Annotated in this window: 14 protein-coding genes; 13 read left to right on the forward strand and 1 reads right to left on the reverse strand. The window is 60.6% G+C overall.

The genetic code is table 11. The features are described 5' to 3' along the window. Positions 1 to 3 precede the first annotated feature (3 nt). From nuoI to RlegSU303_RS07215, 13 genes are all read left to right on the forward strand, one after another. The gene (gene nuoI / locus RlegSU303_RS07155; protein WP_017959943.1) at positions 4 to 495 is read left to right on the forward strand and encodes an NADH-quinone oxidoreductase subunit NuoI; all 492 of its coding nucleotides are present in this window, start codon (positions 4 to 6) and stop codon (positions 493 to 495) included. 144 nt (positions 496 to 639) lie between these two features. Beyond that, positions 640 to 1,254, forward strand: coding sequence for an NADH-quinone oxidoreductase subunit J (locus RlegSU303_RS07160; RefSeq protein ID WP_131708347.1), 615 nt, complete (start codon positions 640 to 642; stop codon positions 1,252 to 1,254). A 22-nt stretch (positions 1,255 to 1,276) separates the two neighbouring features. Further along, positions 1,277 to 1,585 carry an NADH-quinone oxidoreductase subunit NuoK gene (gene nuoK / locus RlegSU303_RS07165; RefSeq protein ID WP_003547388.1) on the forward strand — a complete coding sequence of 103 codons (309 nt, stop codon included), beginning with the start codon at positions 1,277 to 1,279 and terminating at the stop codon, positions 1,583 to 1,585. Positions 1,586 to 1,592: 7 nt separating this feature from the next. Further along, on the forward strand, positions 1,593 to 3,593 hold the full coding sequence (gene nuoL, locus RlegSU303_RS07170; RefSeq protein WP_131719649.1) for an NADH-quinone oxidoreductase subunit L: 2,001 nt from the start codon (positions 1,593 to 1,595) through the stop codon (positions 3,591 to 3,593). Beyond that, on the forward strand, positions 3,593 to 5,104 hold the full coding sequence (locus RlegSU303_RS07175) for an NADH-quinone oxidoreductase subunit M (RefSeq protein ID WP_231283609.1): 1,512 nt from the start codon (positions 3,593 to 3,595) through the stop codon (positions 5,102 to 5,104). Before nuoL ends, RlegSU303_RS07175 begins: the two co-directional genes overlap by 1 nt. Positions 5,105 to 5,122: 18 nt before the next feature. Beyond that, entirely contained in the window at positions 5,123 to 6,568 is a 1,446-nt protein-coding gene (gene nuoN, locus RlegSU303_RS07180; protein WP_003547394.1) for an NADH-quinone oxidoreductase subunit NuoN, read from the forward strand. Next, complete coding sequence (locus tag RlegSU303_RS07185; RefSeq protein ID WP_017959945.1) at positions 6,568 to 7,332, forward strand: biotin--[acetyl-CoA-carboxylase] ligase; 765 nt, start codon at positions 6,568 to 6,570, stop codon at positions 7,330 to 7,332. Before nuoN ends, RlegSU303_RS07185 begins: the two co-directional genes overlap by 1 nt. A 17-nt stretch (positions 7,333 to 7,349) precedes the next feature. Next, positions 7,350 to 9,020 carry a ribonuclease J gene (locus tag RlegSU303_RS07190; protein ID WP_017959946.1) on the forward strand — a complete coding sequence of 557 codons (1,671 nt, stop codon included), beginning with the start codon at positions 7,350 to 7,352 and terminating at the stop codon, positions 9,018 to 9,020. 2 nt (positions 9,021 to 9,022) lie between these two features. Then, complete coding sequence (gene mce / locus RlegSU303_RS07195; protein WP_017959947.1) at positions 9,023 to 9,427, forward strand: methylmalonyl-CoA epimerase; 405 nt, start codon at positions 9,023 to 9,025, stop codon at positions 9,425 to 9,427. A gap of 102 nt (positions 9,428 to 9,529) precedes the next feature. Beyond that, on the forward strand, positions 9,530 to 9,805 hold the full coding sequence (locus RlegSU303_RS07200) for a DUF1467 family protein (RefSeq protein WP_017959948.1): 276 nt from the start codon (positions 9,530 to 9,532) through the stop codon (positions 9,803 to 9,805). A gap of 590 nt (positions 9,806 to 10,395) precedes the next feature. Beyond that, entirely contained in the window at positions 10,396 to 11,718 is a 1,323-nt protein-coding gene (gene proS / locus RlegSU303_RS07205; protein WP_231283610.1) for a proline--tRNA ligase, read from the forward strand. Positions 11,719 to 11,733: 15 nt separating this feature from the next. Then, positions 11,734 to 13,038: a lipoprotein-releasing ABC transporter permease subunit gene (locus RlegSU303_RS07210; protein WP_017959950.1), complete on the forward strand. Its 1,305-nt coding sequence runs from the start codon at positions 11,734 to 11,736 to the stop codon at positions 13,036 to 13,038. Between the two features lie 14 nt (positions 13,039 to 13,052). Next, complete coding sequence (locus RlegSU303_RS07215) at positions 13,053 to 13,736, forward strand: ABC transporter ATP-binding protein (protein ID WP_017959951.1); 684 nt, start codon at positions 13,053 to 13,055, stop codon at positions 13,734 to 13,736. A gap of 13 nt (positions 13,737 to 13,749) precedes the next feature. On the opposite strand, the gene RlegSU303_RS07220 is transcribed toward RlegSU303_RS07215, so the two are convergent. Further along, positions 13,750 to 14,214 carry a DUF5680 domain-containing protein gene (locus tag RlegSU303_RS07220; RefSeq protein ID WP_231283611.1) on the reverse strand — a complete coding sequence of 155 codons (465 nt, stop codon included), beginning with the start codon at positions 14,212 to 14,214 and terminating at the stop codon, positions 13,750 to 13,752. Positions 14,215 to 14,399 lie beyond the last annotated feature (185 nt).

A 14,399-nucleotide genomic window follows, 5' to 3' on the forward strand; every position in this document is an offset into this window, starting at 1 on the left:
AAGATGGCAAGCTTGTCCGGCTCCATCAACTCGCTGTTTCTCAAGGAATTCGTCGGCGCGTTCTTTCTGTCGATGCGCTATTTCTTCCGCCAGAAGGCGACGATCAACTATCCTTTCGAAAAGGGTCCGGTCTCCCCGCGTTTCCGCGGCGAGCATGCGTTGCGCCGTTATCCGAACGGCGAGGAACGCTGCATCGCCTGCAAGCTCTGCGAGGCGATCTGTCCTGCCCAGGCGATCACCATCGAAGCCGGTCCGCGCCGCAATGACGGCACGCGCCGCACGGTGCGCTACGACATCGACATGGTGAAGTGCATCTATTGCGGCTTCTGCCAGGAAGCCTGCCCGGTCGATGCGATCGTCGAAGGCCCGAATTTCGAATTTGCGACGGAAACCCGCGAAGAGCTCTATTTCGACAAGGCACGGCTTCTGGATAACGGAGACCGGTGGGAGCGCGAAATCGCCCGCAATATCGCGATCGACTCGCCGTACCGCTGATTGAGATTTTGAAATGCCGCGGTGGAGCGCTGTTGCTCCTGTCGCGGTCAATATGCACAGGAGCTTTTCCGGTTAACGCCAGGGAGAGCTCCATCGGGCAGGGAAACTCCCGGCTGCCCGGGGGAAGATGAAAAAGGCACCAACATGGGTCTGCAGGCTCTATTTTTCTATCTTTTCGCCTTTGTCGCGGTGGCGTCGGCGTTCATGGTCATCTGGGCGAAGAACCCGGTTCACTCGGTTCTCTTCCTGATCGTGGTGTTCTTCAATGCGGCCGGCCTCTTCCTGCTGCTCGGTGCCGAATTCCTGGCGATGATCCTGCTTGTCGTCTATGTCGGCGCCGTCGCCGTCCTCTTCCTCTTCGTGGTGATGATGCTCGATATCGACTTCACCGAACTGAGGGCCGGCGTTCTCGAATATGCGCCGATCGGCGGGCTGATCGGGGTGATCCTCGCAGCCGAACTGATCGTCGTCATCGGCGGCAGCGTCATCTCGCCTGAGATCGCCAAGTCAGTCGCCATGCCGATCCCGGCGCTGAGCGAGCGCACCAATACGGCCGCCCTCGGCGACGTGCTCTATACCAACTACGTCTATTTCTTCCAGATCGCCGGTCTGGTGCTCCTGGTCGCCATGATCGGCGCGATCGTGCTGACGTTGAGACACCGCACCAACATCAAGCGGCAGAATATTCCCAGGCAGGTTGCCCGCACGCCCGCCACCGCCGTCGAGGTGGTGTCGGTCAAGCCCGGGCAGGGCGTCTAAGGCAGGTCAAGGAACAAAGAACATGGTCATCGGACTTTCCCACTACCTGACGGTCAGCGCCATCCTCTTCACGCTCGGCGTCTTCGGTATCTTCCTGAATCGGAAGAACGTCATCGTCATCCTGATGTCGATCGAACTGATCCTGCTTGCCGTCAACATCAACATGGTCGCCTTCTCCTCCTTCCTGAACGACATCGTCGGCCAGGTCTTCGCGCTGTTCATCCTGACGGTCGCGGCTGCCGAAGCGGCGATCGGTCTTGCAATTCTCGTTGTCTTCTACCGCAACCGCGGCTCGATCGCGGTCGAAGACGTCAATATGATGAAGGGCTGAGTGGCTCATGTTCCTCTATAAGGCTATCGTCTTTCTTCCCTTGATCGGTGCGATCGTCGCCGGCCTTTTCGGCCGCGCAATCGGCGCCAAGGCTTCGGAATATGTCACCAGCGGCCTGATGATCATCGCCGCCATCCTGTCCTGGGTCGTCTTCTTCACCGTCGGCATGGGCCATGCCGAAGGCGGTCCGATCAAGGTCGAGGTGCTGCGCTGGATCCAGTCCGGCGGCATCGACGTCTCCTGGTCGCTGCGCGTGGATACGCTGACATCAGTCATGCTGATCGTCGTCAACACGGTGTCGACGCTGGTGCACGTCTATTCGATCGGCTACATGCATACCGATCCGCATCGCCCGCGCTTCTTCGCCTATCTCTCGCTCTTCACCTTCGCCATGCTGATGCTGGTGACCGCTGACAACCTTGCCCAGATGTTCTTCGGCTGGGAAGGTGTCGGTCTCGCCTCCTATCTGCTGATCGGCTTCTGGTTCAAGAAGCCCTCGGCGACGGCCGCGGCGATGAAGGCCTTCATCGTCAACCGCGTCGGCGACTTCGGTTTCGTGCTGGGCATTGCCGGCGTCTTCGTGCTGTTCGGCTCGATCAACCTCGACACGATCTTCGCCAATGCCTCGAACTTCACCCCGCATGAAGGCGGCGGCGAAGCGGGCGAGGTGATCCTCAATCTCTTCGGCATGCAGCTCGACAAGGCGCACGCGCTGACCGGCATCTGCCTGCTGCTCTTCATGGGCGCGATGGGCAAGTCGGCGCAGTTCCTGCTGCACACCTGGCTGCCGGACGCCATGGAAGGCCCGACCCCGGTCTCGGCCCTTATCCATGCCGCGACCATGGTCACCGCCGGCGTCTTCCTCGTCGCCCGCATGTCGCCGCTCTTTGAACTGTCACCGGATGCGCTGGTTGTCGTTACCGTGATCGGCGCGATCACCGCCTTCTTCGCAGCAACCGTCGGCCTCGTGCAGAACGATATCAAGCGCGTCATCGCCTATTCCACCTGTTCGCAGCTCGGCTACATGTTCGTGGCGCTCGGGGTAGGGGCCTATGGCGCGGCGATCTTCCATCTCTTCACGCACGCCTTCTTCAAGGCGCTGCTCTTCCTCTGCGCCGGCTCGGTCATCCATGCCGTCGATGGCGAGCAGGACATGCGCTACATGGGCGGCCTGCGGCCGCATATTAAGTGGACGTTCCGTATGATGATTGTCGGCACGCTGGCAATCACCGGCGTCGGCATTCCCTTCACGCCGTTCGGTCTTGCCGGCTTCTTCTCCAAGGACGTGATCATCGAGGCGACCTATGCTTCGCATTCGCCGGTCTCCGGCTTTGCCTTCGCGTTGCTGGTCATCGCGGCTCTCTTTACGAGCTTCTATTCCTGGCGCTTGATCTTCATGACCTTCTTCGGCAAGCCGCGAGCTTCGCACGAGGTGATGCACCACGTCCACGAGTCGCCGCAGGTCATGCTGGTGCCGCTTTATCTCCTCGCGGTTGGTGCAGTTTTCGCCGGCTACTTCTTCGAAGGCCGGTTCTACGGCGAGGAATATGCCGAGTTCTGGAAGGGTGCGCTCTTTACCGGCGCCGAGAACGAACTCGTCGAAGAGTTCCACCATGTGCCGGCGCTCGTGGCTTTGAGCCCCTTCATCGCCATGGTTCTCGGCTTCGTCACTGCCTGGTACATGTATATCCGCTCGCCGCAGACGCCGCGCATCCTCGCGCAGCAGCACCGCGTGCTCTACCAGTTCCTGTTGAACAAGTGGTACTTCGACGAACTCTACGACTTCCTCTTCGTCCGCTCCGCCAAGGCACTCGGCCGCTTCCTGTGGAAGAAAGGTGATGTCGGCGTCATCGACACCTACGGCCCGAACGGAGTCGCCGCTCGCGTCGTCGCCGTCACCGATCGCGTGGTCCGCTTGCAGACCGGTTACCTCTATCACTACGCCTTCGCCATGCTGATCGGCATTGCGGCGCTCGTTACCTGGATGATGCTCGGGAGTTCCTTCTGATGACCGATTGGCCTATTCTTTCAACGGTCACCTTCCTGCCGCTCGTCGGCGTGGTGCTCCTGCTGCTGATGAACGGCGAGAGCGAAACCGGCCGGAAGAACGTGCTGTGGATCTCGCTGATCACCACCGTCTTCACCTTCGTCGTCTCGCTCGTAATCTGGATCGGCTTCGACAATGCCAATCCCGGCTTCCAGATGGTCGAGAAGCATAACTGGCTCGGCACCGGCATCGGCTATCACGTCGGCGTCGACGGCATCTCGATGCTGTTCGTCATCCTGTCGACCTTCCTCATGCCCTTCTGTGTGCTGGCGAGCTGGCTCTCGATCGAGAAGCGCCTGAAGGAATACATGATCGCCTTCCTCATCCTCGAAACGATGATGATTGGCGTCTTCGTCTCGCTCGATATCGTGCTCTTCTACGTCTTCTTCGAGGCGGGCCTTATTCCGATGTTCCTGATCATCGGCGTCTGGGGCGGCAAGGACCGCGTCTATGCGAGCTACAAGTTCTTCCTCTATACGCTGCTCGGCTCGGTGCTGATGCTGCTCGCCATCATGGCGATGTACTGGCAGGCCGGCACGACCGATATTACCGCACTGCTCGCCTACAAGTTCCCGCCGGCGCTGCAGACCTGGTTATGGCTTGCCTTCTTCGCCTCCTTCGCGGTGAAGATGCCGATGTGGCCCGTCCATACCTGGCTTCCCGATGCCCACGTTCAGGCGCCGACGGCTGGCTCGGTGATCCTGGCCGGCGTGCTTTTGAAGCTCGGCGGCTACGGTCTCATCCGTTTCTCGCTCGGCATGTTCCCGGTCGCGTCCGATTATTTCGCGCCGCTCGTCTTTGCCATGTCCGTCATCGCCATCATCTACACTTCTCTGGTGGCGATGATGCAGGACGATATCAAGAAGCTGATCGCCTATTCCTCCGTGGCCCACATGGGCTACGTGACCATGGGCATCTTTGCCGCCAACATGCAGGGCGTCCAAGGCTCGATCTTCCAGATGCTCTCGCACGGCATCATCTCCGGCGCGCTCTTCCTCTGCGTCGGCGTCGTCTACGACCGCACCCACACCCGCGAGATCAACGCCTATGGCGGCCTGGTCAACAATATGCCGAAATATGCCGTGGCGATGATGGTCTTCACCATGGCCAATGTCGGGCTTCCCGGCACGTCGGGCTTCGTCGGCGAATTCCTGACGCTGATCGGTGTCTTCCGGGTCAATACCTGGGTAGCGCTCTTTGCCGCCACCGGCGTCATCCTCTCGGCCGCCTACGCGCTCTGGCTTTATCGCCGGGTGATCTTCGGTGCGCTGGAAAAGGAAAAGCTGAAGGCGCTGCTCGATCTTTCACCGCGCGAGCAGCTGATCCTCTACCCGCTGGTCGCGCTGACTATCTTCTTCGGCGTTTATCCTGCTCCGGTCTTCGATGCGACAGCCGCCTCGGTGGATCTGCTGGTCAACAACTACACGGCCGCCGTGCACGCAGCGCAGAATGTTGCGCTGTCTATGAAATGATGACGGGACTTATTGGACATGACCGCTGAAACAATTCTCCTCAGTCTGCATCTTTCCGCGCCGGAGCTCATCCTCGCGGTCGGCGCCCTTGTCCTGTTGATGGTCGGCGTCTTCTCCGGCGAGCGGTCGGGCCTTCTCGTCACCGGCCTCGCCATCGTCCTGCTGCTGGCCTCGGGCCTGTGGTTGCTCTTCGTGCCCGCAGAAGGCCTTGCCTATGGCGGGGTCTACATGGCGGACGGCTTCTCACGGTTCATGAAGCTGGTGGCGCTGATCGGTTCGCTGGTCGCCATCTTCATGTCGATCGGCCACGCCAGAGAAAATCAGCTCGACAAGTTCGAGTTCCCGGTTCTCCTGGTGCTTGCGACCCTCGGCATCCTGCTGATGATCTCGGCCAACGACCTGATCTCGCTCTATCTGGCGCTGGAGCTGCAATCATTGGCGCTCTACGTCGTCGCCGCGATCAACCGCGACAGCCTGAAGTCGACCGAAGCCGGCCTGAAATATTTCGTCCTCGGCGCGCTTTCCTCCGGCATGCTGCTCTATGGCATGTCGCTGGTCTACGGCTTTACCGGCCACACCCACTTCTCCGAAATCGCCCAGGCGCTGTCCGTCGAGGGCGCGCGTTCGCTCGGCCTGATCTTCGGCCTGGTCTTCATCCTCGCCGGCATCGCCTTCAAGATCTCGGCCGTTCCCTTCCACATGTGGACGCCGGATGTTTATGAAGGCGCGCCGACACCGGTCACCGCCTTCCTGGCCGCAGCGCCCAAAGTTGCCGCCATGGCGATGATGACCCGCATCGTCATCACCGCCTTCCAGCCGGTTCTGGCGGACTGGCAGCAGGTCGTCGTCTTCATCTCGATCGCCTCTATGCTGCTCGGCTCGTTTGCTGCGATCGGCCAGAAGAACATCAAGCGACTGATGGCCTATTCCTCGATCGGCCACATGGGTTATGCGCTGGTCGGTCTTGCCGCCGGCAACCAGACCGGCGTGACCGGCGTCATGCTTTACATGGTCATCTATATGGTCATGACGCTCGGCACCTTTGCGATCATCATGTCGATGCGCCGCAAGGACGGCACCGTCGTCGAAAATGTCGACGATCTCGCCGGTCTCTCCACAACCAACCCGTTCATGGCCGTGGTGCTGACAGCGCTGATGTTCTCGCTTGCCGGCATCCCGCCGCTCGCCGGCTTCTTCGCGAAGTACTTCGTCTTCGTTGCCGCCATCGAGGCCAAGCTCTATGCGCTTGCCATCATCGGCGTTCTCGCCTCGGTCGTCGGCGCCTACTACTATCTGCGTGTCATCAAGCTGATGTGGTTCGATGAGGCGACCGGCGAATTCGCCCGTGTCTCCGGAGCGCTGCGTCTGGTCTTCGGTCTCTCCGGTCTGTTCGTCACTGCCTATGTCCTCATCGGCGGCCCGATCGGCGGCGCTGCAGAGCTTGCCGCCGCGACGCTCTTTTGATGGCTTCCGACGGACGGCGCCGGATATCGCTCGGCGATTTCAGGCACGAGGCTCTGTCGGAAACATCGTCTACCAACAGCGAGTGCCTCGCCCGGGCTCGGGCGGGCGATGGCGGCAATCTCTGGGTGACCGCCGAGAGGCAGACGGGCGGCCGCGGCCGCCGCGGCAGGCTCTGGGTTTCCGAACGCGGCAATCTCTACGCTTCTCTTCTCCTGATCGATCCAGCGCCGATGGAGCGCCTGGGCTCGCTGCCGCTGGCGATCGCCGTTGCCGTGCACCAGGCGATCCGCAGGGTGCTGCCACTGGGCGCCGAGCCGCTCGAGGTCAAATGGCCGAACGATATCCTCATCGGTCGAAAGAAGACCTGCGGCATTCTCGTCGAAGGCGAGGGGCTGCCGGACGGCCGTTACGCGCTGATCGTCGGCATCGGCATCAATATCTCGGTCATGCCGGACAATCCGCTCTACCCCGTCACCTGCCTGCGTCAGCAGGGGAGTGCGGCGTCACCGGAGGAACTCTTCGCGCATCTCTTCGCCGCCACGGCGGAAGTGCTTGAAATATGGGACAAGGGCCGCGGCATTGGCGAGATCACGGCGCTCTGGCGCGCGATTGCCTGCGGCATCGGCGAAAAGATTACGGTGAATTTGCCGGACCGATCGATTTCCGGACAATTCGCCGGAATTGATGATAATGGCTTGTTGATGCTCGATACCGGCGCTGGCAGGATAATGCCCATTGCTGCCGGTGATGTGTTTTTTGGATAGCGGAAAAAACAAAAATTATGGCGAAACAGGACGAACTGGTATTCCTGCCTCTGGGCGGTGTCGGTGAGATTGGCATGAATCTCGCTCTCTACGGCTACGGCCCGCCCGAGCATCGCCAGTGGATCATGGTCGATTGCGGCGTCACTTTTCCGGGGCCTGACTTGCCGGGCGTCGACCTCGTATTGCCCGATATCCGCTTCCTCGCCAGCGAACGAAAGAACCTCAAGGCGATTATCATCACCCATGCGCATGAAGACCATTATGGTGCGCTCGCCGACCTTTGGCCCGGCCTCAACGTCCCGGTCTATGCCTCGGGTTTTACCGCCGGTCTGCTCGAAGCCAAGCGCAATTTTGAGAAGGCTAAGATCGGCGAAGTGCCAGTGACGCCGTTCAAGGCCGGCGATACGATCAATGTCGGCCCCTTCAGCATCGAAGGCGTCGCCGTCAACCATTCGATACCCGAGCCGATGTCGCTGATGATCCGCACGCCGGTTGGCAATGTTATCCATACCGGCGACTGGAAGATCGACCACGAGCCTTCGCTCGGGCCTCTGACCGACGAGACACGTTTCCGCCAGCTCGGCGACGAGGGCGTGCTGGCGCTGATGTGCGATTCCACCAATGCGCTGCGCGACGGTGTTTCGCCCTCCGAGAAGGATGTGTCCGAAAGCCTGCGCAAGATCATCGAGAATGCCGAGGGCAGGGTGGCGATCACCACCTTCTCGTCGAATGTCGGGCGTATCCGCACCGTTGCCGAGGCTGCCGAGGCGGCCGGCCGCGAAGTGCTGCTGCTCGGCAGTTCGCTGAAGCGCGTCGTCGACGTTGCCCAGGATATCGGCCTGATGGAGGGCGTGAAGCCCTTCATCTCGGAGGATGAATACGGCTACATCCCGCGCGACAAGGTCGTCGTCATCCTGACCGGCAGCCAGGGCGAGGCGCGGGCAGCCCTTGCCAAGCTCTCGCGCGACGAGATGCGCAATGTGGCCTTTGCGGCCGGCGATATCGTCGTCTTTTCCTCGCGGGCCATTCCCGGCAACGAGAAGGCGATCCAGGACATCAAGAACGGCCTCGTCGAGCAGGGTGTGCACATCATCACGGATACAGAGGCATTGGTCCACGTTTCCGGCCATCCGCGCCGCAACGAGTTGCAGCGGATGTATGAATGGACACGGCCTAAGATCGTCGTGCCGGTGCATGGCGAGGCGATACATCTGACGGCCCACAAGGAACTTGCCGAGCAATCCGGCATTGCGCTGGTGCCGCGGGTGCGCAACGGCGACATCCTGCGGCTGGCGCCCGGTCCCGTCGAGGTGATCGGCGAGGCGCCGCATGGCCGGATTTATAAGGACGGCGCGCTGATCGGCGATTTCGACGAGATGGGTATCGGCGAGCGCAAGAAGCTCTCCTATGTCGGCCATGTCGCCGTTAACGTCGTGCTCGACGCCCGCTATGACATCGTTGGCGAACCCGACCTCATTTCGATCGGCCTGCCGACCTACGATGACGAGGGCGAGGATATGGAGGATACGCTCTTCGACGCGGCGGTCAGCGCCATCGAGAGCATCCCGCGCGCCCGCCGCAAGGATATTGACATGTTGCAGGAAGCGGTACGCCGCGCCATCCGCTCGGCCGCGAACAACACCTGGGGCAAGAAACCTCTTGTCACCGCCTTCGTCACCAAGGTCTGACAATGCTCGGCCGGGTCAACCATATCGCCATCGCCGTGCCGGATCTGGCTGCGGCGACTGCGGCCTATCGCGATACGCTGGGCGCTGCCGTATCGCAGCCGCAGGCTCTGCCGGAGCACGGCGTCACCGTCGTCTTCGTCGAATTGCCGAACACCAAGGTCGAATTGCTGCAGCCGCTCGGAGCTACCTCGCCGATCGCAACCTTCCTCGAAAAGAACCCGTCCGGCGGCATGCACCATATCTGCTACGAGGTGGACGATATCCTTCTCGCCCGTGACCGGCTGGTCGAGGCGGGCGCAAGGGTGCTTGGCGACGGCCAGCCGAAGACCGGCGCGCACGGCAAGCCGGTGCTCTTTCTGCACCCCAAGGATTTCTTCGGCACGCTGATCGAACTCGAACAGGCCTGAGCCCTGCTGCGGCAGAGTGACCCGAAGACGGTCAAACCTTTCGTTTGTTTTGAGTTGGTCGCCATTCCGCCGTATAAGGACGCGACACCAACGGGAACCATAATGCTCCAGATCTTTCTTCAGGGATTTGCCGTCTACTTCATCATCTGGTGGATGACGCTCTTTGCCGTTCTGCCGATCGGCCTGCGCACCCAGGCGGATGACAACGACGTCGTGCTCGGCACCGTCCCGAGCGCGCCCACCCGGTTTCGCGCCGTCTTCGTGTTTTCGCTGACGACGCTGATTTCGGCTCTGGTCTACGGCCTCTGGTATGTCTGCGACACCTATTTCGGTTGGGGCTTCGATGCCCTGCCGCAACTCGGCCCCAGCTTCTATTGAGCGTGGCTTTTGCTCAAACTTTGAGCAGATGTAAACCTATTGAAAGCGAACTTCGTCATACCAGCGTCATACTGTTGCGGCAAAGAGCTCTCGTAACGGAATGAGGGTCATCCCCTAACGGAAGTCGGCCGGATTTTTGGATGAGATGGAGGCCGAAAAGCCAAAAAAAAACAAGGCTAAAAGCCTTGTTTTAAGTATCGCGTGATCTGTAACCGTTGCCGGGGCTGCGACGAGCGCGCCTAAGATCTGATCCTCCCAAGACTTGACCGCGAATTCGGCAAGAATTTAACTTCCTGCCTGTTTTGTGAGCTAAAACTAGCTCAAACATTGGGCTTTGTCATCTGCTTTTTTTGCATTTTTGCTACACTCTAGCAAAATTTTTCTGTTGACAAGATTTTCGTTCAAGTCCTTATAAACACGCGCTTTTTCATGCCCTTTCATTTTGCGGGTGCGAACATGCGCTTCCGGGAGGTTGCCGGCATCCGTTGCGGGTTTCCTTCCTGCCGCGAAGCGGCTATGAACGCTCCCGACATTAACAATGGTCTTTCGATTCCGCCCGCTGCGGGATCTCAACTGCTCCGGAATCCGCCATGCGTCTGTCCCGTTTTTTCATGCCCATCCTTAAGGAAAACCCCAAGGAGGCGGAAATCGTCTCCCACCGGCTGATGCTGCGCGCCGGCATGATCCGCCAGCAGTCGCAGGGCATTTATTCCTGGCTCCCGCTCGGCAAGCGCGTGCTCGACAAGGTCAACGCCATTATCCGCGACGAGCAGAACCGCGCCGGCGCCATCGAGCTGTCGATGCCGACCTTGCAGTCGGCCGAACTCTGGCAGGAAAGCGGCCGTTACGACGCCTACGGTAAGGAGATGCTGCGCATCAAGGACCGTCAGGACCGGCCGATGCTCTACGGTCCCACCAACGAGGAGATGGTGACGGATATTTTCCGCTCCTCCGTCAAGTCCTACAAGGACCTGCCGCTCAATCTCTATCATATCCAGCTGAAGTTCCGTGATGAGATCCGTCCGCGCTTCGGCACCATGCGCTCGCGTGAATTCATGATGAAGGATGCCTATTCCTTCGATCTGACGCGCGAAGCGGCGGAGCATTCCTATAACAAGATGTTCGCCGCCTATCTCAGAACTTTCGACCGGCTCGGCCTGCGCGCCATTCCGATGCGCGCCGACACCGGCCCGATCGGCGGCAAGCTCAGCCATGAATTCATTATCCTCGCCGATACCGGCGAATCCGAAGTCTTCTGCCACAAGGATTTCGTCGATTTCGATATTCCTGGCGAACACACCGATTTCGACAGTGTCGAGGGCCTGCAGGCGATCTTCGGCAAATGGACCTCGCTCTATGCGGCGACCTCGGAAATGCACGACGAGGCGGCTTTCAACGCCGTTCCGGAAGGCGACCGCCTGTCGGCGCGCGGCATCGAGGTCGGCCACATCTTCTATTTCGGCACGAAATATTCCGAGCCGATGGGCGCGAAAGTGCAGGGACCTGATGGCAAAGAACACTTCGTTCACATGGGTTCCTACGGTATCGGCCCGACACGCCTTGTTCCCGCCATCATCGAAGCATCGCATGATGATAACGGAATCATCTGGCCGGCATCGGTCGCACCCTTCGATATCGTTGTGATCAACATGAAGGCGGGCGATCAGGCCTGTGACGATACCTGCGAGCTGATCTATGCCGCGCTGATCAAGGCCGGCAAGGATGTGCTCTATGACGATACAGACGACCGGGCCGGCACGAAATTCGCGACCGCCGACCTGATCGGTGTGCCCGTCCAGATCATCGCCGGCCCGCGCGCGGTCGCAAATGGCGAAGTGGAAGTGAAGGACCGCAAGACCGGCGCCCGCGAAACGATGACCATCGAAGCGGCGATCAATCGGTTCGTAGCTTAAGGAAACGGAGGCGAAATGGCAGAGGCAGCAGTGGACCGGAGTTCGAAATCCGGCTTGGGTCCGGCTGGCAAGCCATTTTCCACCTTTGAACGCCTCGTGGCGTGGCGTTATCTGCGCGCGCGCCGCAAGGAAGCCTTCATATCGGTCATCGCCGGCTTCTCCTTTGTCGGCATCATGCTCGGCGTTGCGACGCTGATCATCGTCATGGCCGTGATGAACGGCTTCCGTACCGAGCTCGTCTCGCGCATCCTCGGCATCAACGGCCACATGATCGTCCAGCCGGTCGACGGCCCCTTCACCGATTATCCTGTCCTCAGCAGCAAGCTCGCCGCCGTACCGGGCGTCAAGATGGCGCTACCGCTAGTGGAAGGCCAGGTGCTCGCCTCCGCCCAGGCCGGCGGCAGCACCGGCGCTCTGGTGCGCGGCGCCCGCGCCGAGGATCTGACCAAGCTCAAGACGGTCTCCGACAACATCAAATCAGGCGATATGGTGGGGTATGCCTCCGGCGACGGCGTGCTGATCGGCACCCGCATGGCCGACCAGCTCGGTCTGCGCGTTGGCGATCTCATTACGCTGACGTCACCAGATGGCGACATTACGCCGATGGGCGTCAGCCCTCGCATCAAATCCTACAAGATCTCCGGCCTCTTCGAGATCGGCATGTCGGAATATGACTCCTCGATCATCTTCATGCCGCTCGAGGAAGCGCAGCTCTATTTCAATGCCGAGGGGCTGGTGCAGTCGATCGAGCTCTTCGTCGACAATCCCGACGATATCGACGATCTGAGGCCCAAGGTGGAGGAAGCGGCCGGCCGCCAGATCGCCATCACCGACTGGCGCCAGCGCAACCAGACCTTCTTCTCGGCGCTGCAGGTCGAGCGCAACGTCATGTTCATGATCCTGACTCTGATCGTGCTTGTCGCGGCGCTGAACATCATCTCCGGCCTCATCATGCTGGTGAAGGACAAGGGCAGCGATATCGCCATCCTGCGCACCATGGGCGCCAGCGCCGGCGCGATCATGCGCATCTTTTTCATGACCGGGGCGGCGATCGGCATCGTCGGCACCATTGCCGGTGTGCTGCTCGGCGTTCTCGTCTGCGTCAACATCGAATCCGTCCGCCAGTTCTTCTCCTGGATCTCCGGCACCGTGCTCTTCAATCCGCAGGTCTATTTCCTCAGCCAGCTGCCGGCCGAGATGGATCTGAGCGAAACGATCTCGATCGTCGTCATGGCGCTGACGCTCTCCTTCATCGCGACCATCTTCCCCGCCTGGCGTGCCTCCAAGCTCGATCCGGTGCAGGCCCTGCGCTACGAATAAGGAATGCCGCCTTCATGAAACGCAACGTCGTTCTCCAGCTTACCGGCGTCGAGCGCCATTACGGGCAGGGCGGTACGCTGCTCTCGATCCTGAAGGGCGCCGATTTTTCGATATCGAAGGGGGAGATTGTCGCTCTCGTCGCCCCTTCCGGCACCGGCAAGTCGACACTGCTGCATATCGCCGGCCTGCTGGAGCATCCGGACGGCGGTGAGGTCAACATCAACGGCCATGCCTGTGACGGCCTGAGCGATGAGAAACGCACCGCCATCCGCCGCAGCGAAATCGGCTTTGTCTACCAGTTCCACCATCTGCTGCCGGAATTCTCGGCGCTCGAAAATATCATGATGCCGCAGCTGATCGCCGGGCTTTCCTGGAAGGAAGCCGGAGAGCGGGCCGGCCAGCTTCTCGATTATATGCGCATCGGCCATCGTGGCTCGCATCGCCCCGGCGAGCTTTCCGGCGGCGAGCAGCAGCGCGTCGCAATTGCCCGCGCCGTCGCCAATGCGCCGACTCTGCTTCTTGCCGACGAGCCAACCGGCAATCTTGACCCCGAAACGGCAAGCTACGTCTTCGACGCGCTGGAAGCGCTGGTGCGCCAGTCCGGCCTTGCTGCCCTCATCGCCACCCACAATCACGAGCTCGCCCGCCGCATGGATCGACGCGTGACGATTTCGGACGGCAAGATTGTCGATTTCTGAGTCCCAGATCAGATCAAGGGATGATCAATCCGCCGCGATAGTCGAGTTGATAGGCCTTCTGGCCATCGACCATGATGCATTCGTGGCCGACGAACCGCTCGCAGCCGCCTTCGCTGCTGTCGATATAGCTGCCGAACGGATGGTCGAATTCCATCCCGCCAAGAAACCGGCCCTCGCGGTACATCGCCGAAAGTGCAGCCTTGATCACTGCTCCGGCTGCTGTGCCGTCGATGAGCTCAGGCGCAATGACGCAGCCGAAATAATTCATCGCCCAGACGGGCTCGTCGGCAAGCCACACCACTTCCTGTCCGGCGAAATCGGTCCCGCCGAAATAGCTGTCGAGATAGCGCCAGTCGCCGCGTTCGTAACCGATATCGTGGGCACCCGGCCGACAGGGCGCGCGCGCCACGCCGCCGCCGACATAGGTCGCAGCCTTCGCCTCCACGAGGAATTCGTTCAGCCTCGCAATGTCGAGCATGTCATTCTCCTCTCGGCCCGATGCTGGCAAATATGCCGCGGCATGTAAAGAACAAAAAGGGAACATAGGTGAGAAATAAAGAGCCGCCCTGAGGAGGTCTGCTGCCTGAGCACCATGACCAATCTGCGGCGGATCGGGAAAGGGGCAAGGCTGCTGCCGATCACATCGAGCGCCGGACCTTAGCC

Source organism: Rhizobium sp. SU303 (assembly GCF_021052345.1).
In the GTDB taxonomy this organism is placed as follows: domain Bacteria; phylum Pseudomonadota; class Alphaproteobacteria; order Rhizobiales; family Rhizobiaceae; genus Rhizobium; species Rhizobium laguerreae.